Genomic DNA, 19,441 nt, shown 5'->3' with positions numbered 1-19,441 from the left:
CGCTCCTTTGGGGATAGGGCCATGGGGGCGGCCCGCCTCTGAAGCGCAGGCCTCAGCCCCGCTTCGATTTCTGACTGGCCTTTAATCTCTTTGCACAGTCTGACGCAACGTTGTTCATCGGTCCAGGCCGGAGAATTGCCGCCGGTTTCATCATATGGGACGGATTCTGCTTGCTGCGAGATCATCGGCATAAACGAAAGTACGAGGGGGTTGATAGCAGTTCGCCCTTCGCTGTCAACGCATCCAAGCGGATTTTAATAGGATTTCGGCGGGATTCGCCGGGTTTGCCGCTCGGGCGCGATTCTGCATGTTAAACAGGCGCCGCAGCGGCGCCGCGCGGTTCTCGCCCAGCGCCCCTTGGCGCGGCGCGCGACTTTGCTAAATTGTCGTTAACGTCCTCCGCCGGGGATTCGCGACGAAAGTTTGAACGTGTCCGCACTGCCGATCGATTCCCCCAGTCCGCATTCGGGACCTGCGTCCGGCGCCGAGGCGCATTCGCCCGTCCCCTCCGCGCCGGAGCCGCCGCCTTCCGCCGAAGATCTGGCGGCGGCGGCGCTGCGGCGGCTGGAGACCGCCCTGGAGGCGCTCGACCGCGCCGTCAGCCGGCACACCGACCGCCGCATGCAATTGTCGGATCAGGAGGCCGAATATTCCGCCTTGCAGGAGGACCGGTCGCGGCTGGCGCAGGCGCTGGACGCCGCCAACGAGCGCATCGACACGCTGCAGGACAATCAGATCGAGGCGGCGCGGCGGGTCGAACGGGCCAGCGCCGCGGTGCGGGCCATTCTCGCCACCGCGCGGGGAGAGTCGTGATGGCCCAGGCGGTGGTGACGATAGCCGGCCGCACCTATCGCATGGCCTGCGAGGAGGGCGAGGAGGCGCATATCGAAGGGCTGGCGCAGACGGTCCAGGCCAAGATCGACGAGTTGCGCGGCGCCTTCGGCGAGATCGGCGACCAGCGCATTGTGATGATGGCGGCGATCACGCTGGCCGACGAGCTTTTCGTCGCGAGGAAGCAGGCGGCGGAAGCGCGGGAGGCCGTGGAAACGGCCCGCGCCGAGGTCGAGACGGCGCAGCTGCGCCGGCAGGAACAGGCCGAATGGGCCGCGAAAATGCTCGACAAGGCCACGGCCAGGGTCGCCGCCGCGATCAAGGCGCTGAACCAAAGCTAGCGCGCGAGGCGTCGAGCCGCTTCGGCCGAACCGCAAAAGCTCCCGATGAGGGGCCGGACCCTGAACCGGTCCCGCGCCTCGCGCATTTGACATCCGCCTCTCCCGCGCGCGTCCCGCCTCGGGCGTCGCGGAGCTCGGCATGGATCGACCCTGGGCCTTGTGGATATCGCCGGTCGCGCGCGCCGCCGCCGCGCACGCCCTGATCTGGTCGGTCGCGCCGGCGCTGCTGGTCGGAAACCTGCATCAGGATACGCTTGAGGCGGCCTATTGGGGCGACGAGCCGTCTCTCGGCTCCGCCCGCCACCCGCCCTTGCTGTCGCTGATGATCCGGGGCGTGCTCGGCGTCGGCCATGCGCCGATCTTCCTGCTGTTGCTGATGAGCCAGGTCGGCATGGCCGTCGCAGCCGTCTATGTGTGGCGGGCGGCCCGGCTTTACGGCGGGCCGCCGACGGCGGCGGTCGCGGTCATGCTGTTCCTGATTTCGCTCGCGGCGACGTTTTTCGCGGTGCAGGTCAACCACAATTCCATGCTCGCGCCGTTCTGGGCGGCGACGCTTTATTACGGTCTCTCCTACTTTGAGCGCGAGCGGGGGCGCGACGCCGTATGTCTGGGCGTCGCGGCTGGCCTGGGGCTTCTGGTGAAATATGAGCTGGCGTTGCTGTTGGCGTGCCTGTTTCTGCTGTGCCTCGTCGTGCGGCGCTACCGATCGGTATTCCGCAGGGGAATGACTTATGTCGCCCTTGTCATCTGCGCCGCCATCCTGACGCCGCATGTGCTGGACCTGCTGCGCAGCGGCGGCGCCGCGGCGGATTATGCGCTGCGGGGCCACAAAGTCGTGGAGGCTTCCGGCGTCGCCCTCAGCGCGTTCAATCTCTTGGTCGGTCAGTTCGTCCTGTTCGCCGCGCCCGCCGCCCTTCTTGTGATCGTGACGCGCGTTTATGGCGTCGCGCTGCATCGGATCGCTTGGCGCGACGAGACGGCGGTCATCGCAGCGATCCTCGCCTTTGGCCCTTCCGTGACCATGGCGGCGGCGGTCATCGCCACGCATCAGGTCGCGCAACCGCTGTGGGCCTTGCCGTTGGCCTCATCCTGCGCGGTTGGGTTGAGCCTGCTGTTTCCCGGCGCGCCCGCCGCCCCGCGTGGGGAAAGCCTGATCGCCGGCAAGATCGTGCTGTTCTCCGGCGTCGCGGCCGCCGCCTTCGTGGCCTATCTCTATATCGCCGACGCCGTCGGGGCCGCGATCGGCCGTCCGCTGACGTTTTACGCCGCCGACTCGCGCCGGCTGGCCGCCGCCGTCACGGAGTTTTGGGACTCGCACGCGCGCGGGCCGGTCAAGTGCGTGGTGATTGCGGAGGCCGCGCTGGGGGCTTCGACCGTTTTGTGGCTCCGCAGCCGTCCGCGTTACGTCGATTTCGACCACGCGGAATGGTCGAGGCCAGTGGATGTCAGCCAATGCGCGGGGACGGGCGGGGTGGCGATCTTGACCCACACCCGACGCGACGAGCTGATTTTCAAAGCTTATCCCGCGCTGCGAACGGCGCCGCGGCGCGCGTTCGCAGCGCCCGGCGTGTTCGGCTTCAGCCATTATCAATGGCGCGCGGATCTGCTGTTGCTTCCGCCGGTCACAGCCAGTCGCTGACGGCCGAGCCCACAGCCGGACCGACGCCGTCGAGCTTGCGGGCGCGCAGCCGTTCGATCAGGCCCTGCTTGATCCGCCCGACCAGCCCCAACCCCTCGAACACCAGCGCCGAATAGAGCTGGATCAGGCTGGCGCCGGCCTCGATCTTGGCCCAGGCCGCCTCCGGCGAGTCTACGCCGCCGACGCCGATCAGCGGAAACTGCCCCTCGACGCGCGTAAAAGTCTGGGCCAGCATCCGGGTGGCCAGCGTGAACAGCGGCGCGCCGGACAGACCGCCGGTTTCGCCCTGCGCCTCGCCGCGCAGCGAATCCGGCCGGGCCAAAGTGGTGTTGGAGACGATCATGCCATCGACGCCTCTTTCGCGCGCGACGCGCACCACGTCGTCGAGATCGTGCAGGGTCAGGTCCGGCGCGATTTTCAGCAAGACCGGGCGGCGCGGCAGATCGTCCGCCGCCTCGTCGCGCGCCGCGATCACCCGGGCCAACAGGTCGTCGAGCGCGCCGGCCTGTTGCAGGTCGCGCAGGCCCGGCGTGTTGGGCGAGGAAATGTTGACGGTGAAATAGCTGGCCAGATCCGCGAAAGTTTTCACGCCCGCCACATAATCGGCGGCGCGGTCGGTCGAATCCTTGTTGGCGCCGATATTGACGCCGACCACGCCGCCCCGCGCCGCCCGTCTCAGCAAACGCTCTCTCGCGCGTAAATGGCCGGCGTTGTTGAAGCCGAAGCGGTTGATGACGCCGCGATCCTCGGGCAGGCGGAACAGGCGCGGCTTGGCGTTGCCCGGCTGCGGGCGCGGCGTGAGCGTGCCGACTTCCGTGAAGCCGAAGCCGAGCTTGAGCAGCGCGTCCGGGACCTTGGCTTCCTTGTCGAAGCCGGCGGCCATGCCGACCGGATTGGGAAAATCCAGGCCGAACACGTTTTGCGCGAGCAGCGGATCGTCCTCCAGGGCCGGCGGCAGCGGCAGGTTCGCCAGGCCGAAGATGGTGAGATTATGCGCGCGCTCAGGGTCCAGGCCCCGCAGCAGCGGCAGGAGGGAATCGAACATAGCCGTCATGCCAGCAATCCGCAAAAGTCGTGGGCGCCATCGCGCAGGGGGAGGGGGTGGACCGAACGCGCCAGCGCGGTCTTGAGCGGCGCGTAGAGATGCGGGAACAAAGCGCCCCCGCGCGAGGGCTCGAAGATCAGCTTGTCCCCGAGCTCGGCCTCGTCGAAGGCGATCAGCAGCAGGCCCGTTTGGCCGGCGAAATGTTTGGCGGCGGTTTCCTCGACCTGCCCGGCGGTGGAGAAATGGATGAATCCGTCCTGCAGATCGACCGGCGATCCCGCGAAGACGCCGGTCTGTTCGGCGGCGGCCCAGTCGGAGGCCGGAATGATTTTGTAGATGAGGGCCAAATCCGCTCCCCACGGCTGAGATTGAGGTGTTTTTTCGACGATCTTGCGGCGCGGCGCAAGATGCGGGTTTTCACGGGCGCGTCGCCGTTCTAAGAAGCGGGCTTCACTTTCAGTCTGCGTGCGGAAAATCTTGCAAATGACCGATCCTGCGTCCGAACTCGCCCAGTTCGCCAAAACCTCGAACGCCTGGCCGTTCGAGGAGGCGAAGAAACTCGTGGCCCGGGTCGAGCGCACCGGTCAGAAACAGGTGTTGTTCGAGACGGGCTACGGCCCGTCGGGACTTCCGCACATCGGCACGTTCGGCGAGGTCGCGCGCACGACCATGGTGCGCCACGCGTTTGAAACCTTGACCGGCGGCCAGATCGCCACCCGCCTGCTGGCGTTTTCCGACGATCTCGACGGCCTGCGCAAAGTGCCGGACAATATTCCCAACAAGGAGCTGGTGGCGGCGCATCTCGGCAAGCCCTTGACGGAAGTGCCGGACCCGTTCGGCAAATATCCAAGCTTTGGCGAGCATAATAACGCGCGCCTGCGCTCGTTCCTCGACCATTTCGGGTTTAAATACGAGTTCGGCTCCTCGACCGAATATTACACCTCCGGCCGGTTCGACGCGACGTTGTTGAAAATGTTGGCGCGCTACGACGCCGTGCAGAAGATCATGCTGCCGTCGCTGCGCGCCGAGCGCGCCTCGACCTATTCGCCGTTCCTGCCGATCCATCCGCGCACCCGCATCGTGATGCAGGTGGCGCTCGACGAAGTGGATGTGGCGCGCGGACTGATCGCCTGGCGCGATCCCGACACCGGCGAGCGGTTCGAAACCCCGGTCACCGGCGGCGCCTGCAAGCTGCAATGGAAGCCCGACTGGGCGATGCGCTGGTGCGCGCTCGGCGTCGATTACGAGATGGCCGGCAAGGATTTGATCGATTCCGTCAAGCTTTCCGGCGCAATCGTCCGCGCGCTCGACGGCGCGCCGCCGGAAGGTTTCAATTACGAGCTGTTCCTCGACGAGAACAGCCAGAAGATTTCGAAATCCAAGGGCAATGGCATCACCATCGAGCAATGGCTGACCTACGCCAGCCCGGAAAGCCTCGCCTTTTTCATGTATTGGAAGCCGCGCGAGGCCAAAAAGCTCTATTTCGACGTGATCCCGCGCGCGGTGGACGAATATCTGGCGTTTCTCGACGCCTATCCGCGCCAGGACGCCAAGAACCGGCTCGGCAACGCCGTGTGGCACATTCATTCCGGCGAGCCGCCGGCGCCGGAATTCATCGCGCATGAGGCGGGCGGCAAGGGAACGGCGATCAGCTTCGCCATGCTGCTCAATCTCGCGGCGGTGGCCAACAGCGAAGACCCGGCGGTGCTGTGGGGCTTCGTGCGCCGCTACGCGCCCGCCGCCAGCCCGGAAAAATATCCGCGCCTCGACAAGATGATCGGCTATGCGGTGCTGTATTTCCGCGATTTCGTGAAGCCGAAGAAGGTTTATCGGGCCGCCGACGAGGTCGAGCGCGCGGCGCTGGAGCAGCTTTCCGACGCTTTGGCCGCGCTGCCGGCGGAGGCCAGCGCCGAAGACATCCAGACGCTGCTGTACGACATCGCCCGCCCGATCCCGCGTTACCAGAATTTTTCGGCCAAGGGGGCGACGCCCGAGCGTCCCGGCGTGTCGAACGACTGGTTCAACATGCTGTATCAGGTGCTGCTGGGCGAGGATCGCGGCCCGCGCTTCGGCTCGTTCGCCGCGCTCTACGGCCTCGACAACACGCGGGCGCTGATAGCGGACGCGCTGGCGGGGAAATTTTTGAAGACCGACGCCGCCTAAACTGGAGTTCAAGAATCCCATTGTTCCGTCCCGCGCCAAACGATTAAGATCGTTTGGCGTTGCGGGAGACGAAAATGGTTTTGATTAAGACATTCGTACGCGAGGATTTGACGACCAGGGCTCAAGACGCCGTTGACGCCAGCTACACGGTGTTTGATCGAGATGGCGCAATGTTTGTTCAGTTCAACACATGTGGGAGTCTGTCGCGCAAAATTCCTGGAAAGACAAGCCAGACGTTTCAGCTGGATGAAAGCTCTGCGCGCGAACTGTTCGACATTTTGAAGAACACGTTCAAACTTTAAGTGTTCGCTGCGAGCGGAGCGACACACCCAGTTCTGTACAAGCGGGCCATTGGCGTGTCGTCCATCCGCCGCGGGCTGACAATGGCGAGCGGCGGTCCGTCCCGGCGGGCCGCCGCGTTCAAGACCGCGTGATCAGCGCGATGCCGCCGACCATCAGCGCCGCGCCGAGCACGCGTCCGCCGGTCAGTTCATGCACGGGCATGCCGAACCAGCCGAAGCGGTCGATGGCCAGCGACATCAGGAAGTTGGCGGTGATCAGCAGGCCCGCGAAGGCGCCGGCGCCGACCTTGTCCACGAACATCAGGCCGGCGACCACCGCGAAAGCGCCGATCACCCCGCCGAGCGGCGCCCACCAGGGCATGGCGGCGATGTCTTTTCCGCCGGGCAGCGGGTGCGGCAGGCAGATGAAGACACAGGCGAGCAGCGCGACGATGGGCAGGAACGACACCAGGCTGGCGAGCCAGGGATTGACCAGCGCGACGCGCAGCGCGCCGTTCATCGGCGGCCCCCAGGCCTGCAACAGGCCGGAAACGATGATCAGCGCGTAAATCCAGATCGCGTTGTCGTTCTGCATGGAAACTCCCTAAATCAGCGCCGCCGCCAGCGCCGCGATCAGGGCCGGGGGCATGGCCGCAAGCCCCAGCAGAAAGAAATCCCGGTCGCGCACGCTTTGGTTCTCCCGCCGCAACACCGCGAGCCAGAGAATGGTTGCGAGCGATCCCGTGACCGAAAGATTCGGTCCGAGATCGACGCCGATCAGCAGCGCGGCGGTGACGTCCGGCGGGCTGGCGGCCTGCTGCGCCGCGCTCGCCGCGACCAGCCCGGCCGGCAGGTTGTTGACGAGGTTCGCGGCCAGCGCGAGCGTCGCGCCGCTGGCCCAGTCTGGCGCCTGCCGCAGCGCGCGCGACAGGGCGGCGGTCACGCCGGTGCGGTCGAGCGCCTCGACCAGCACGAACAGGCCGGCCACCAGCGGCAGCACGCCCCATTGAATATCGCGCAGCATCGGCAGCGGGTTGGCGCGGCGCGCCAGCAGCACCAGCAGGGTGGTGGCGGCGCCCGCGCCAAGGGTGGGCGCGCCGAGGTCGGCCCCGCGCGCCGAGGCGGCGAGCAGGACCAGGGCGGTCGCCGCGACGCCGCAGGCGGCGAGTTTGCCGCAGCCGGTCAGCTCCGGCGAGGCGGCGGGCGCGGCGATGGGCGTCCTGAGTTCATGGCGCAGGGCGAAGCGCAAGGCGGCGTAGGTGACCGCGATGGCGGCCAGCGAGGGCAGGCCGAACATGCGCAGCCAGTCGAGCAACGGCGGCAGGCCGCCGCCATAGACCACCAGATTGGCCGGGTTGGAGATTGGCAGCACGAAGCTCGCCGCATTGGCCACGAAGGCGCAGAGATAGAGATAGGGCAGGGGCTTTTCGATCCGCGCCGCCTGCGTCGCCGCGAACACAGCCGGGGTCAGGACCACGGCGGTCGCATCGTTGGAGAGAAAGACGGTGACGAGGACCCCGACCAGATAGACCAGCAGGAACAGTTTTTTGGCCGATCCGTTGGCGAGCTTGGCCGCTTCGGCGGCGAGGAAGTCGAACAGACCCTCGCGCCGCGCGACTTCCGACAGCAGCATCATGCCGGTCAGGAACATGGCGACATCGGCGCTTTTGGAAATTCCGCTCCAGGCCGCCGCCACCGGCAGCAGGCCGGCGAGCACCAGCACAGCGGCTCCCGCCACAGCCCAGATCGCCTCGTTCCAGCGGAACGGCCGCAAGATGACGCCGGCGGTCGCGACCCCGGCTATGCTCCAGATTGCCCAATTCATGTCGCCAAATTCGCGGATTCGCGCGGGGCGATCAACCGTCCGCCAAGGCGTAATGCGCGGCGCCGGACGACGTTCCGCTGGCGCTTTGGCGGATCATGTCCGCCGCCTTTTCCGCGATCATGATCGTCGGCGCGTTGGTGTTGCCGCCGATCAGCGTCGGCATGATCGAGGCGTCCACCACGCGCAGGGCCTCGACGCCGCGCACGCGCAGTTCGGGATCGACCACGGCTTCGGCGTCCGCGCCCATGCGGCAGGTTCCGACGGGGTGATAAATGGTGTCGGCGCGGGCGCGGATGTGGGTTTCCCATTCGTCGTCGGTCATGCCGCCGCGCACCCCGAACAGTTCTTCGCCGCAAAAAAGCTGTAGCGGCGGGGTCATCACGATGTCGCGCGCCATTTTCGCGCCGCGAATGAGCGTTTCGAGGTCGCGCCGGTCGGAGAGAAAGGCCGGGTCGATGCCGGGCGCGGCGAGCGGGTTGGCGTTTTTGGGAAACACCCGCCCGCGCGAAAACGGGTGCAGCGCGCAAACGTGCAGGCAGAAGCCATGGCCGAGATGCAGGCGCCGGGCGTGATTGTCGACGATGCCGATCACGAAATGCAGTTGCGCGTCGGGACGGTCGAGGTCGGGGCGCGTCTTGAGGAAGCCGGCGCCCTCGGAGAAGGGCGTGGCGAGCATGCCGCCGCGCTCGCGCCGCCAGCTTTTTATATGGCCGACGAGATTGCGCGCGGCGGCGAGGCTGATGCCGAAATTGTTGGCGTCGGCGGTCGTCCAGGACAGGATGAAATCGAGATGGTCCTGCAGGTTCTGGCCGACGCCGGGCGATTCGTGGACCATGGCGAGGCCGTGCGGGCGAATGTCCTCGGAGCGGCCGACGCCGGACAATTGCAGCAGATGGGGCGAGCCGAAGGCGCCGGCGCTGAGGATGACTTCGCGGCTCGCCATCACCTGCCGCTCGACCCCGCCCTGCACGCAGGCGACGCCGACGGCCCGCTTGCCCTCGAACAGGATTTTGGTGGCGCGCGTTTCGGTCAGCACCGCCAGATTGGGGCGGTTTTTCAGGGGATGGAGATAGGCGGCGGCGGCCGAACAACGCTCGCCCCGCCGCTGCGCGTCGTGGAATTGGGTGACCTGATAGAGGCCGACGCCTTCGGTCTCGCCCCGGTTGAAATCGTCGCGGACGCGGTGGCCGCAGGCCGCGGCGGCGGCGACGAAAGCCTTGGAGATCGGGCGGGGCGCGCGCTGGTCGGACACATGCAGCGGGCCGGCGCCGCCGTGCAGCGCGTCCGGGCGGATGTTTTTTTCGGCCTTGAGGAAATAGGGCAGCACGTCGTCCCAGCCCCAGCCGGGGCAGCCGTTGCGCGCCCAGCCGTCGTAATCGGCGCGGTGGCCGCGAATGTACAGCATGGCGTTGATCGCCGAGGAGCCGCCCAGCGCCTTGCCGCGCGGCTGAAAACCTTTGCGCCGGTTGAGGCCGGCTTGCCGCGTGGTCCACAGCGCCCAGTTGTTGAGCTTCGGGCGTCCCGAAATCATGGCCACGGTGGCGGCGGGCAGGCGCACCAGCAGACTGTCGCCGCGCCCGCCCGCCTCCAGCAGGCAGACGGAGACGTCGGGGTCCTCGCTCAATCGCGCCGCCAGCGCCGCGCCCGCCGAGCCGCCGCCGACGATGCAATAGTCGAAATTCATGGCCGCGTCCTTTCGCGCCAAGGGCCGTGTCTGGTCACGCCATCAGAGGGCTGTCGTCGCCGGAAAACAAGCCCGAACTGATCTCTTCTTCGCGCCTTGCGACGATTTCAACAAAGGCGCGGGCGTCGCCCGCCTGCCGGAAGGCGGAATAGCCGCGCTCCAGAAAATCGTGCATGTCGCCGAAGCCGCCGACCTGCGCGGGCGTGCGCAGCGCCTTGAGCGCGAGGCCGATCAGCGGCGCCTTGGTGAGCGCGTGCAGCTTGACGCCGAGATGGCGCATCAGTTCGATCTGCCGGAGGCGGTCGTCGCGCCGGCCGGTCTGGCGGTACGCCTCGCCATAGGGCGCGCCGCCCTCCACCCGCAGGGCCATGTCGGCGTCGAGCGATTCCGAAAGCGCGTCGAGTTCGATGGCGTCGGCGATGGAGTCGAGGCCCGAGGCCGGAAGGCCTTTTTTCATCAAAGGCAGCACGCGCAGGATCGCCTCCTCGTTCATGACGTGATCCTGCGGGCCATAGAGATCGACGAGAAAGAAGCGGGCGGCGGCGGCGTATTTCGGGTCCGCTAGCAAATCCGCATGGGTGCGCGCCAACCGCGCCGCCTGCCATGTGCGCAGCCGCAGCCGCGCCCCTCGCGCCGCGCCGGTGCGCGAGCGCTTGCGAATGTCGGCGGCGCGCGCCAGCTGCGTTTCCAGGCGCTGCGCCGCCAGGTTCTTGGCCAGTTCCGTATCCATTGCGACCTCCCGGGATGCGGGTGCAGGCATAACGCAAGGATAGCAGAAACGGCGAAAGCCGGCGCGGGGTTTACCCCCGCGCGCTCAGGTGATCACGCTCGGCTTGTCGCGCCCGGTGTGCTGGTTGATGCCGGCGAGCTGTTCCGCCAGCGCGATCAGATCCGCCAGCGCCGCCTGGGTTTCCAGATCGTGGCGGGCCGGATCGGGCTCGAACCGTTCGATATAGACGCGCAGGGTCGCCCCGGACGTGCCGGTGCCGGACAGGCGATAGACGATGCGCGAGCCGTCGGCGAACAGCACGCGCACGCCCTGCTGTTTGGACATCGAACCGTCGATCGGGTCGTGATAGGCGAAATCGTCGGCGGCCTCGACTTTTAGCGCGCCAAAACTCTGGCCCGGCAGGCTCGTCAGTTTTGCGCGCAAACCCGCCACCAGGGCGTTGGCGCCTTCGGTCGCCACCTCCTCGTAATCGTGGCGGGAATAATAATGCCGGCCGAATTCGGCCCAATGGGCGCGAACGATCTCCTTCACGCTCTGCTGGCGCGCCGCCAGAATGTTGAGCCACATCAGAATGGCCCACAGGCCGTCCTTCTCGCGGACGTGGTTGGAGCCGGCGCCGGCGCTTTCCTCGCCGCACACCGTCACCTTGCCGGCGTCGAGCAGATTGCCGAAGAATTTCCAGCCGGTGGGGGTTTCGTACATGCCGACGCCGAGCTTGGCCGCCACCCGGTCTGCGGCGCGGCTGGTCGGCATGGAGCGGGCCACCCCGGCGATTCCCTGCCGATAGCCCGGCGCCAGATGGGCGTTGGCGGCGATGATCGCCAGCGAGTCAGAGGGCGTGACGAACTGGCCGCGCCCGATCACCAGATTGCGGTCGCCGTCGCCGTCCGAAGCCGCGCACATGTCCGGCGCCGCGTCCGACATCGCCAGGTCATAGAGATGTCTGGCGTGGACCAGATTGGGGTCGGGATGGTGATGGCCGAAATCCGGCAGCGGCTCGCCATTGAGCACGCTTCCCGGCGCGGCGCCGAGATCGCCTTCCAGAATCGCCTTGGCGTAGGGGCCGGTGACCGCGCTCATCGCGTCGAACTTCATGGTGAAGCCCGAGGCGAACAGTTTCTTGATCGCGTCGAAATCGAACAGGCTGGCCATCAGGTCGCGATAGATCGCCACGGGATCGATCACCCGCACCTTTGTCCCGACGAGCCAGGAATGGCCGATTTCGTCAATATTGACGTCGGGGCCTTCGAGGGTGCGATAGCTCTCGATGACCTTGCTATGGGCGAAAATCGCCTCGGTGATCTTTTCGGGGGCGGGGCCGCCGTTGGAAATATTGTATTTGATGCCGAAATCGGCGTCGGGGCCGCCGGGATTGTGGCTGGCCGACAGCACGATGCCGCCGAACGCCTGTTCATGACGGATCACGGCGGAGGCGGCGGGCGTGGACAGGATGCCGCCGCGCCCGACGATGATTTCGCCAAAGCCGGCGGCGGCGGCCATTTTCAGGATGATCTGGATGGCTTCGCGGTTGAAGAAGCGGCCGTCGCCGCCCAGCACCAGCGCCTTGCCTTCAAACCCCTCCAGCGACGCGAAAATCGACTGGACGAAATTGGCGAGATAGTGCGGCTGCTGAAACATCCTGGTTTTTTTGCGCAGGCCCGACGTGCCCGGGCGCTGGTCGGCGAAAGGTTTGGTTGCAACGGTCTTGATCGGCAGCGGCGCGGTCATCGGCTCACCTGTTTTTCCAAATGTCATTTCATGCCAGAGAGTTTTCCTCGGCGCCAGCGCCTTGGGCCGCATGGGCGCGCCACACGGCGACGCACAGCGCCACGACCGGCACTCCGATGCAGCTGGTGCCGACGAAAAAGGCGGAATAGCCGAATTTGGCGGCGGCGAAGCCCGAGAAGCCGCCGAGAATCTTGCCCGGCAGCGCGTAAAGCGACGACAGCAGCGCATATTGCGCGGCGGCGTGCAGCGGCGACACCAGCGACGACATGAAGGCGACCAGCGCGGTTCCGGCGAAGCCGCCGGCGAAATTCTCGACGCAGATCGCCACGGTCAGCATGTGCAGGTTCTGCCCGATATGCGCCAGCAGGGCGAGGCTCAGATGCGAGGCCGAGGCCGCGATCCCGCCGACCAGCAGCGTCGGCATCAGGCCGAAGCGCGACGCGCTCCAGCCGCCGACGAATATGCCGGCCAGCCCCACGCCAAACCCGAAAATCTTGGTGATGTTGGCGATGTCGGTCTTGGAAAAGCCGAGGTCGATGTAAAGCGGGTTGGCCATCACGCCCGAGACGAAATCCGGCAGCCGGTAAAGCGCCAGCAGCAGCAGGAACAGCAGGGTGGACCGCCCATTTCGCGCGAAAAACTCTTTTAATGGCTCGGCGTAGGTCTCGATCAGCGATTTGCGCGCGCCGGGCGCGGTCTCGATGTGGGCGTTTGGTTCGGGCGCGAACAGATTGGCGATAAAGCCCACGACCATCAGGCAGGCCATCGCCAGATAGGCCGCCCGCCACGATTGATATTGCGCGATATAGAGCGCCCCGGCGCCGGCGCAGAGCAGCGCGATCTTGTAGCCGACCTGGCTGGCGGCGGACAGCGCGCCCTGCCGCTCGGGCGGGGCCACGGCGATGCGCCAGCCGTCGATGGTGATGTCCTGGGTCGAGCCGCAGAACCCCAGCAGGAAGCTGAAACAGATGGTCCAGAGCAGCCCCTCGCCGGGATGGCCGAAGGACAGGCCCGCCAGACACAGCGCCACGCCGATCTGGATCAGCGCCATCCAGCCGCGCCGCCGCCCCAGCGCTTTGCCGAAGATCGGCGCGTCAAACCGGTCGAGCAGCGGCGCCCATAAAAATTTCAGCGAATAGGCCAGCGCCACCCAGGAGATCATGCCGATGGCCTCCTTGGAGACCCCGACTTCGCGCAGCCAGGTCGATTGGGTGGAGAACACCAGCAGGAACGGCAGGCCCGAGGAAAAGCCCAGGGCGAGCATCAGCGGCAGGGTTCGGTCGGCGAAAATCTTGCCGCGCGGCGATTCGGTCGTCATGGGAGACGACTATCGCATGAAACGCATGAAAGTTAGACAAACACGCTGTTCTCAGCTTTTCCATTCATTTACTGGATTGTTCCGGCCCAATGCTGATAGGATCGCCGGCGAAGGAAGTGCGGAATGCTCACCAACAAGGGAAAATACGGCCTCAAGGCCATGGTCCATCTCGCCGGGGTCGAGCCGGGCGCGCTCGCCCAGGTGCAGGACATCGCGGACCGCAACGCAATTCCGAAGAAATTTCTCGACCAGATCCTGTCGGAATTGCGCAACGCCGGTCTGGTGTTTTCCAAAAAGGGCAAGGGCGGCGGCTACGCCCTGGCGCAGCCGGCGCACAAGATCAGCGTCGGCCAGATCGTGCGCGTGCTCGACGGCCCGCTGGCGCCGATCCAATGCGCCAGCGTCACCGCCTATCGCCCCTGCGACGATTGCGGCGACGAGAAAGGCTGCGCCGTCCGGCTGATGATGGTCAAGGCGCGCAACGCCATCGCCGAGGTGCTCGACAGCCACACGCTCGCCGACATGCGGGCGCTGAGCGATCCGCCGGAACTGGCGATGAGCTACCATATCTAGCCGGGGTCAGGCGAAATAGCGGGCCACCTGGTCCTCGCCGACGTCTTCCAGCCGCGCCGGCGCCCATTTCGGCGCGCGATCCTTGTCGATGACCGCCGCGCGGATGCCTTCGGGAAAATCATGCCCGCCGAGGCAGGCCGTCGCCGCCTTCAGCTCCATGGCGAGGCAGGGCGCCAGCGCGCCGAGGGCGCGCGCCTTGCGCAACGCGCGCAACGTGACTTTCAGCGAAATCGGCGAATGTCGCCGCAACAGCTCCAGCGCCGCTTGCGCTGAGAGATCGGGCAGGCCGTCGAGCCGCGCCGCGATGGCCTCCACGCTGTCGGCGGCGTAAGCCGCGTCGATCCAGCCGCGGGCGTCCGCCAGCGGCGCCGGCCCCGCCGGGGCGGACAGCGCCGCAAGCACGGCGCGGGCCTGATCGTGCGAGCCGCAGTCGCGCAAATCGTCGGGGAGCCGCGACAGCCGGTCCTGCGGGATGAAGAGGTCGGCGAGGCCGAGCAGCAGGCAATCCGCCGGCCCGGCGCGCCCGGCGGTCAGCGCCAGATGGGTCCCCAGTTCGCCCGGCGCGCGCGACAGCAAATAGGTGCCGCCGACATCGGGAATGAAGCCGATGCCGACCTCGGGCATGGCGACGCTCGACCCTTCCGTGACCACGCGATGCGCCGCATGGGCCGAAATCCCGACGCCGCCGCCCATCACCACGCCATGCATCACCGCTACGATGGGCTTGGAATAATCCGCGATCATCAGGTTGAGCGCATATTCCTCGCGCCAGAACGCCACGGGCGCGGGATCGCCGGATTTGGCGGCGTTGTAGATCGCCACAATGTCGCCGCCGGCGCATAGCCCGCGCTCGCCCGCGCCGCGAATCAGCACGGCGCCGACGTGGTCGTCCGCCGCCCAGTCGGTCAGGGCGCGCGTCATGATGCGCACCATGTTCAGGGTCAACGCATTGATCGCCTTGGGGCGATTGAGCGTGATCAGGCCGAGACGGCCGTGGCGGGCGAGCAGGATTTCGGCTTCATCGGTCATCTCGCACCTATAGGCGGAGCCGCCGCCGCGCGAAACTTGGCAAAAGTGCGCAATGGATTTGCGCGCTGGCCGGAACCTTTGCAGAATGGGGCCGCGAGGTTTCGATGCCGCTCGACTGGAACGATCTGCAATTTTGCCTGGCGGTCGCGCGCGACGGCACGGTTTCGGCCGCCGCGAAAAAGCTCGGCGTCGATCACGCCACCATCATCCGCCGCATCGACCGGCTCGAGCGCGACCTCGGCGCCAAATTGTTCGCCCGCCGCAAGACCGGCTACGAACTCACGGACGCCGGCCGCCGCGCCGCCAGCATGGCTGAGCTGATCGAATCGCAAATTCGCGGCGGCCACGCCGAAATCTCCGGCGACGCGGCGCGGCTCGCCGGAACGGTGCGCGTCGGCGCTCCCGACGGCTTCGGCTCGTTCTTCCTCGCGCCCCGCCTCGCCCCGCTCGCCGACCGGCATCCCGAATTGCAGCTCGAACTGGTGGCGACGGCGCGGCTGTTTTCGCTGTCGAAACGCGAGGCCGACATCGCCATCAGCCTCGCCTTGCCGCGCGAGGGGCGCATTTTCGGGCGCAAGCTGGTGGATTACCATCTCTACCTCTACGCCTCGCGCGACTATCTCGCCCGCCACGGCGCCATCGCAACCCGCGACGATCTGAAAACCGCCCGGCTGATCGGCTATATCCCGGAATTGCTGTTCACGCCGGAACTGGACTATCTGCCGAAAATCCTGCCGGGCCTGCCGGCGCAATTCCGCAGCGCCAATCTGATCGCGCAATTGAATGCGGTGCTGGCGGGCCTGGGCGTCGCCGTGCTGCCGCGTTTCATGGCGAAGGCCCAGGAAACGCTGGTTCCGATTCTGCCCGACGACATCGCCGTCACCCGCAGCTTCTATCTGCTGATGCACGCCGACGGCCGGGATTTCCCCCAAGTCCGCGCCGTCGCCGATCATATCTATGCGGCGGTGGAGGCGGAAAAAGCCCTGTTCCTGGACCCGCCATGACCCCGACGCCCAATCTGTTCGAAGACCTGCCCCTCGCCTCGATCGAAGAGGACATTTGCGTTCTGTTCGAGCGGCCCGGCGTGATGATCGAACGCATCGTCTCGACCGGGCAGGCCAGCCCGCCCGGCTTCTGGTACGACCAGAACTGGACGGAATGGGTGGTCTTGCTTTCCGGCGCCGCGCGGCTGCGGTTTGAGGACGAGACGGAAGACCGCTTGTTCGCCCCCGGCGACCACATTCTGATCGCGCCGCGCCGCCGCCACCGCGTCGAATGGACGCAGCAGGACCCGCCGACGCTGTGGCTGGCGGTGCATATCAGGGAGGAGGAGGCGCCGCCCGCCTGATCCGGCGCGTCACTCCGGCAGCGCGGCCTGATCGAGAAACAGCTCGCAAAACGCGCGCGCCGCCAGCGGCAGGCGCTTGTCCGCCCGATGCAGCAGATACCAGTGGCGCAGGATCGGGAATTCCTCCACCGGCAGCACGGCCAGCCGGCGCGTCTCCAGTTCGAGTTCGATGGTCTGCAGCGGCGCGATGCCCAGGCCGAGCCCCGCCGCCACCGCCTGCTTGACCGCCTCATTGGTGTTGACTTCGCAGTTGGAGCGGTATTCCAGCCCGCGTTCCGCGAAAAACCGCTCCGCCGCCGCCCGCGTGTCCGACCCCTGCTCGCGCGCGATCAGCGTTTCCTCGCAGAGCAGGTCGAGCGACACCCGCTCCATGCCGGCGAAGCGGTGATCGGGCCGCGCGATCGCCACCAGCGGATTGTCCATGAACCGATGCGCCACGCAGCTGGCGTCCTCGGGCGGACGGCCTGTGATGGCGATATCCGTGCGCTTGTCCATCAGCGCGGCCAGCACGGCGTCGCGATTGTCGACCTGCAGGCTGATGCGCACGGAAGGGTGACGCTTGACATAGGCGCTGACAAAGCGCGGCAGGAAGAAGCTGACGGTCGAAACCAGGGCGATGCGCAGGATGCCGCATTCCAGGCTCACATGCTGGCGCATGGCGGATTTGAGGTCGGCCAGCCGGGCGATCACGTCTCGCGCATGGCCGATCAGCTCGTCGCCGGCTTCCGTAAGGACGAGCTTTTTCCCGACATGGTCGATCAGCGGCAGCCCGACCTGCTCCTCGAGCTGCTTCACCTGCATGGAAACAGCGGGTTGCGTGAGGTTGAGTTCGGCCGCCGCCCGCGAAATCGAGTTCAGGCGTCCAACGGCTTCGAAAATGATCAATTGCCGATGAGTAATATGAATTCGAACACCTGCTTCCCAAGCGGCGAGCCGCCAAAGACGCGCTTATAGTCGTATAAGCCGTTCTGAATTGCAAATCCCGTTCGAAAACATAACTTTGTAACAGATGTGAGGGAATGAGTTCCTCACCGGAATACACATGGAGGTCCGACTATGCCGCGTATCACCCCGTCCGAATGGGCTGCGATCGCTCTGGCCACCGTCATGACCCTCGGCCCGCTCGTTCCTTACGCGCTTTCCTGATTTCGCCGGCGCCGCGCGGCTTGATTTTGACGCGGCGCCTCTTTTTTCATGTGATGGAGGCGCGGCTCATTCGGGAGGACGGGCCGGCCTCCCCGGACCGCAGTCCGAACCGCCCCCGTCCCCCCGCCGCTCGCCGGCGTCGGGCTGGAAGTCGCGCTAATGCATCGTGGGAATCACGAAGCTCGCGCCCTCCTTGACGCCGGAAGGCCAACGTGACGTGACCGTCTTGGTTTTGGTGTAAAAGCGCACGGCGTCGGGACCGTGCTGGTTGAGATCGCCGAACGAGGACCGCTTCCAGCCGCCGAACGTGTAATACGCCAGCGGCACGGGGATCGGCACGTTCACCCCGACCATGCCGACATTGACGCGCGCGGAAAAATCGCGCGCCGTGTCGCCGTCGCGGGTGTAGATGGCGACGCCATTGCCATATTCATGGTCGTTGCACAGCCGCAGCGCGGTCTCGAAATTTTCGGCGCGCGCCACCGACAGCACCGGGCCGAAAATCTCCTCCTTGTAGATGCGCATGTCCGGCGTGACCCGGTCGAACAGGCAGCCGCCCATATAGAAGCCGTTCTCATAGCCCTGCAGCGAGAAGCCACGGCCATCGACCAGCAGCTTGGCCCCCTCGCTGACGCCAATGTCGACATAGGACCTGATTTTCTCCAGATGCGCCTGGGTCACCACCGGCCCGTAATCGGCGGAAGGGTCGGTGGACGGCCCGACCCGCAGCGACTCGACGCGCGGAATCAGCTTTTCGATCAGCGCATTGGCGGTGGCTTCGCCGACCGGCACCGCCACCGAAATCGCCATGCAGCGCTCGCCCGCCGAGCCATAGCCGGCGCCGATCAGCGCGTCGGTCGCCTGATCGAGATCGGCGTCGGGCATGATCACCATATGGTTTTTCGCCCCGCCGAAGCACTGCACGCGCTTACCGTGTGCGCAGCCTCTCGCGTAAATATATTCGGCGATCGGGGTCGAGCCGACAAAGCCGACGGCGCGAATGTCGGGATCGTCCAGAAGCGCGTCCACCGCCTCCTTGTCGCCATTGACGACGTTGAGCACGCCGGCCGGCAGCCCCGCCTCGATCATCAGCTCCGCCAGTCGCAGCGGCACGCCGGGATCGCGCTCGGACGGCTTGAGAATGAAGGCGTTCCCGCAGGCGATGGCCGGGCAGAACTTCCACATCGGGATCATCGCCGGGAAATTGAACGGTGTGATGCCCGCCACGACGCCCAAGGGCTGGCGCAGCGAATAGAGGTCGATGCCCGGCCCGGCGTCGGTGGTGTATTCCCCCTTCAGCAGATGCGGCACGCCGATGCAGAATTCCGCCACTTCCAACCCGCGCTGGATGTCGCCGCGCGCGTCGGGCACGGTCTTGCCATGCTCGCGCGCCAAAAGGTTGGCGAGCGCGTCCATGTCGCGGTTCAGCAGTTCGACGAATTTCATCATCACCCGCGCCCGGCGCTGCGGATTGACCGCCGCCCAGGCTGGCTGCGCCTCGCGGGCGTTCTCCACCGCCGCCCGAACCTCGGCCGCGGACGCCAGCGGCACGCGCGAGATCGTCTCGCCGGTCATGGGCAGAAACCCTTCCGCAAAACGGCCCGACGTCCCTTTGACGTGCCGGCCCCCGATAAAATGCGTCAATTCGCGCAATTGCGCCTCCCTTTTTGTTGATTTTTGGGAGAGTCCGGCTTTTCGAGCAAGGGACGCCGTTGCGGAACCAATGTGCGAAAATCCATGATTGCACGGCTATTAGACCA

At 66.4% G+C, this 19,441-nt stretch carries 19 protein-coding genes; 8 read left to right on the top strand and 11 right to left on the bottom strand.

What is annotated here, in order from left to right:
* Positions 1–429: 429 nt before the first annotated feature.
* The 3 genes from CFB24_RS08150 (at position 430) to CFB24_RS08140 (ending at position 2,811) form a co-directional block, all read left to right on the top strand.
* Positions 430–813 carry a DUF4164 family protein gene (locus tag CFB24_RS08150; protein ID WP_244593292.1) on the top strand — a complete coding sequence of 128 codons (384 nt, stop codon included), beginning with the start codon at positions 430–432 and terminating at the stop codon, positions 811–813.
* Positions 813–1,172, top strand: coding sequence for a cell division protein ZapA (locus CFB24_RS08145; protein WP_088520056.1), 360 nt, complete (start codon positions 813–815; stop codon positions 1,170–1,172). Before CFB24_RS08150 ends, CFB24_RS08145 begins: the two co-directional genes overlap by 1 nt.
* 139 nt (positions 1,173–1,311) lie before the next feature.
* A complete protein-coding gene (locus CFB24_RS08140; RefSeq protein WP_088520055.1) occupies positions 1,312–2,811 on the top strand; it encodes a glycosyltransferase family 39 protein in 1,500 nt (499 codons plus the stop codon).
* On the opposite strand, the gene CFB24_RS08135 is transcribed toward CFB24_RS08140, so the two are convergent.
* Positions 2,795–3,865, bottom strand: coding sequence for a quinone-dependent dihydroorotate dehydrogenase (locus CFB24_RS08135; RefSeq protein ID WP_088520054.1), 1,071 nt, complete (start codon positions 3,863–3,865; stop codon positions 2,795–2,797). The genes CFB24_RS08140 and CFB24_RS08135 overlap by 17 nt on opposite strands.
* Positions 3,862–4,203 (bottom strand): DUF952 domain-containing protein, encoded by a 342-nt coding sequence (locus CFB24_RS08130; protein ID WP_088520053.1) that lies wholly within the window; start codon positions 4,201–4,203, stop codon positions 3,862–3,864. Before CFB24_RS08130 ends, CFB24_RS08135 begins: the two co-directional genes overlap by 4 nt.
* 136 nt (positions 4,204–4,339) lie before the next feature.
* Between CFB24_RS08130 and CFB24_RS08125 the strand changes: the two genes are divergently transcribed.
* Both CFB24_RS08125 and CFB24_RS08120 read left to right on the top strand, forming a co-directional pair.
* Positions 4,340–6,019 carry a lysine--tRNA ligase gene (locus tag CFB24_RS08125; RefSeq protein WP_088520052.1) on the top strand — a complete coding sequence of 560 codons (1,680 nt, stop codon included), beginning with the start codon at positions 4,340–4,342 and terminating at the stop codon, positions 6,017–6,019.
* A 74-nt stretch (positions 6,020–6,093) separates the two neighbouring features.
* Positions 6,094–6,321 (top strand): methionyl-tRNA formyltransferase, encoded by a 228-nt coding sequence (locus tag CFB24_RS08120; protein ID WP_088520142.1) that lies wholly within the window; start codon positions 6,094–6,096, stop codon positions 6,319–6,321.
* 118 nt (positions 6,322–6,439) lie between these two features.
* Here CFB24_RS08120 and CFB24_RS08115 read toward each other — a convergent pair whose 3' ends face one another.
* The 6 genes from CFB24_RS08115 to CFB24_RS08090 form a co-directional block, all read right to left on the bottom strand.
* On the bottom strand, positions 6,440–6,895 hold the full coding sequence (locus CFB24_RS08115) for a DMT family transporter (RefSeq protein ID WP_088520051.1): 456 nt from the start codon (positions 6,893–6,895) through the stop codon (positions 6,440–6,442).
* 9 nt (positions 6,896–6,904) lie between these two features.
* The gene (locus CFB24_RS08110; protein WP_275936886.1) at positions 6,905–8,143 is read right to left on the bottom strand and encodes an arsenic transporter; all 1,239 of its coding nucleotides are present in this window, start codon (positions 8,141–8,143) and stop codon (positions 6,905–6,907) included.
* A 13-nt stretch (positions 8,144–8,156) separates the two neighbouring features.
* Entirely contained in the window at positions 8,157–9,809 is a 1,653-nt protein-coding gene (locus CFB24_RS08105) for a GMC family oxidoreductase (RefSeq protein WP_088520141.1), read from the bottom strand.
* A gap of 34 nt (positions 9,810–9,843) precedes the next feature.
* On the bottom strand, positions 9,844–10,539 hold the full coding sequence (locus CFB24_RS08100; protein WP_088520049.1) for a DUF8198 family protein: 696 nt from the start codon (positions 10,537–10,539) through the stop codon (positions 9,844–9,846).
* 84 nt (positions 10,540–10,623) lie between these two features.
* A complete protein-coding gene (locus CFB24_RS08095) occupies positions 10,624–12,267 on the bottom strand; it encodes an alpha-D-glucose phosphate-specific phosphoglucomutase (protein WP_088520048.1) in 1,644 nt (547 codons plus the stop codon).
* Positions 12,268–12,295: 28 nt separating this feature from the next.
* Positions 12,296–13,585: an AmpG family muropeptide MFS transporter gene (locus CFB24_RS08090; RefSeq protein ID WP_088520047.1), complete on the bottom strand. Its 1,290-nt coding sequence runs from the start codon at positions 13,583–13,585 to the stop codon at positions 12,296–12,298.
* Between the two features lie 123 nt (positions 13,586–13,708).
* Here CFB24_RS08090 and CFB24_RS08085 point away from each other — a divergent pair, with 123 nt between their 5' ends.
* On the top strand, positions 13,709–14,158 hold the full coding sequence (locus CFB24_RS08085) for an RrF2 family transcriptional regulator (protein WP_088520046.1): 450 nt from the start codon (positions 13,709–13,711) through the stop codon (positions 14,156–14,158).
* 6 nt (positions 14,159–14,164) lie between these two features.
* On the opposite strand, the gene CFB24_RS08080 is transcribed toward CFB24_RS08085, so the two are convergent.
* Positions 14,165–15,187: an enoyl-CoA hydratase/isomerase family protein gene (locus tag CFB24_RS08080; RefSeq protein ID WP_088520045.1), complete on the bottom strand. Its 1,023-nt coding sequence runs from the start codon at positions 15,185–15,187 to the stop codon at positions 14,165–14,167.
* A gap of 104 nt (positions 15,188–15,291) precedes the next feature.
* On the opposite strand from CFB24_RS08080, the gene CFB24_RS08075 reads away from it, so the two are divergent.
* Entirely contained in the window at positions 15,292–16,191 is a 900-nt protein-coding gene (locus CFB24_RS08075) for a LysR family transcriptional regulator (RefSeq protein ID WP_088520044.1), read from the top strand.
* The gene (locus tag CFB24_RS08070; RefSeq protein WP_088520043.1) at positions 16,188–16,535 is read left to right on the top strand and encodes a cupin domain-containing protein; all 348 of its coding nucleotides are present in this window, start codon (positions 16,188–16,190) and stop codon (positions 16,533–16,535) included. Before CFB24_RS08075 ends, CFB24_RS08070 begins: the two co-directional genes overlap by 4 nt.
* 9 nt (positions 16,536–16,544) lie before the next feature.
* Here the strand turns inward: CFB24_RS08070 and CFB24_RS08065 are convergent, their stop codons facing one another.
* Positions 16,545–17,420: a LysR family transcriptional regulator gene (locus tag CFB24_RS08065; RefSeq protein ID WP_244593291.1), complete on the bottom strand. Its 876-nt coding sequence runs from the start codon at positions 17,418–17,420 to the stop codon at positions 16,545–16,547.
* Between the two features lie 417 nt (positions 17,421–17,837).
* Positions 17,838–19,334 (bottom strand): CoA-acylating methylmalonate-semialdehyde dehydrogenase, encoded by a 1,497-nt coding sequence (locus CFB24_RS08060; protein WP_088520041.1) that lies wholly within the window; start codon positions 19,332–19,334, stop codon positions 17,838–17,840.
* Positions 19,335–19,441: the final 107 nt, after the last annotated feature.

Source organism: Rhodoblastus acidophilus, assembly GCF_900187365.1.
GTDB classification, from domain to species: domain Bacteria; phylum Pseudomonadota; class Alphaproteobacteria; order Rhizobiales; family Beijerinckiaceae; genus Rhodoblastus; species Rhodoblastus acidophilus.
The sequence above is the reverse complement of the archived record's forward strand: the minus strand, read 5'-3'. Positions and strand labels throughout refer to the sequence as shown.

Coding starts and splice junctions, on each gene's coding strand:
- CFB24_RS08075 (WP_088520044.1), top strand. CDS start 15,292: ATGCCGCTCGACTGGAACGATCTGCAATTTTGCCTGGCGGTCGCGCGC.
- CFB24_RS08140 (WP_088520055.1), top strand. CDS start 1,312: ATGGATCGACCCTGGGCCTTGTGGATATCGCCGGTCGCGCGCGCCGCC.
- CFB24_RS08090 (WP_088520047.1), bottom strand. CDS start 13,585: ATGACGACCGAATCGCCGCGCGGCAAGATTTTCGCCGACCGAACCCTG.
- CFB24_RS08080 (WP_088520045.1), bottom strand. CDS start 15,187: ATGACCGATGAAGCCGAAATCCTGCTCGCCCGCCACGGCCGTCTCGGC.
- CFB24_RS08070 (WP_088520043.1), top strand. CDS start 16,188: ATGACCCCGACGCCCAATCTGTTCGAAGACCTGCCCCTCGCCTCGATC.
- CFB24_RS08145 (WP_088520056.1), top strand. CDS start 813: ATGGCCCAGGCGGTGGTGACGATAGCCGGCCGCACCTATCGCATGGCC.
- CFB24_RS08085 (WP_088520046.1), top strand. CDS start 13,709: ATGCTCACCAACAAGGGAAAATACGGCCTCAAGGCCATGGTCCATCTC.
- CFB24_RS08135 (WP_088520054.1), bottom strand. CDS start 3,865: ATGACGGCTATGTTCGATTCCCTCCTGCCGCTGCTGCGGGGCCTGGAC.
- CFB24_RS08100 (WP_088520049.1), bottom strand. CDS start 10,539: ATGGATACGGAACTGGCCAAGAACCTGGCGGCGCAGCGCCTGGAAACG.
- CFB24_RS08095 (WP_088520048.1), bottom strand. CDS start 12,267: ATGACCGCGCCGCTGCCGATCAAGACCGTTGCAACCAAACCTTTCGCC.
- CFB24_RS08115 (WP_088520051.1), bottom strand. CDS start 6,895: ATGCAGAACGACAACGCGATCTGGATTTACGCGCTGATCATCGTTTCC.
- CFB24_RS08105 (WP_088520141.1), bottom strand. CDS start 9,809: ATGAATTTCGACTATTGCATCGTCGGCGGCGGCTCGGCGGGCGCGGCG.
- CFB24_RS08125 (WP_088520052.1), top strand. CDS start 4,340: ATGACCGATCCTGCGTCCGAACTCGCCCAGTTCGCCAAAACCTCGAAC.
- CFB24_RS08120 (WP_088520142.1), top strand. CDS start 6,094: ATGGTTTTGATTAAGACATTCGTACGCGAGGATTTGACGACCAGGGCT.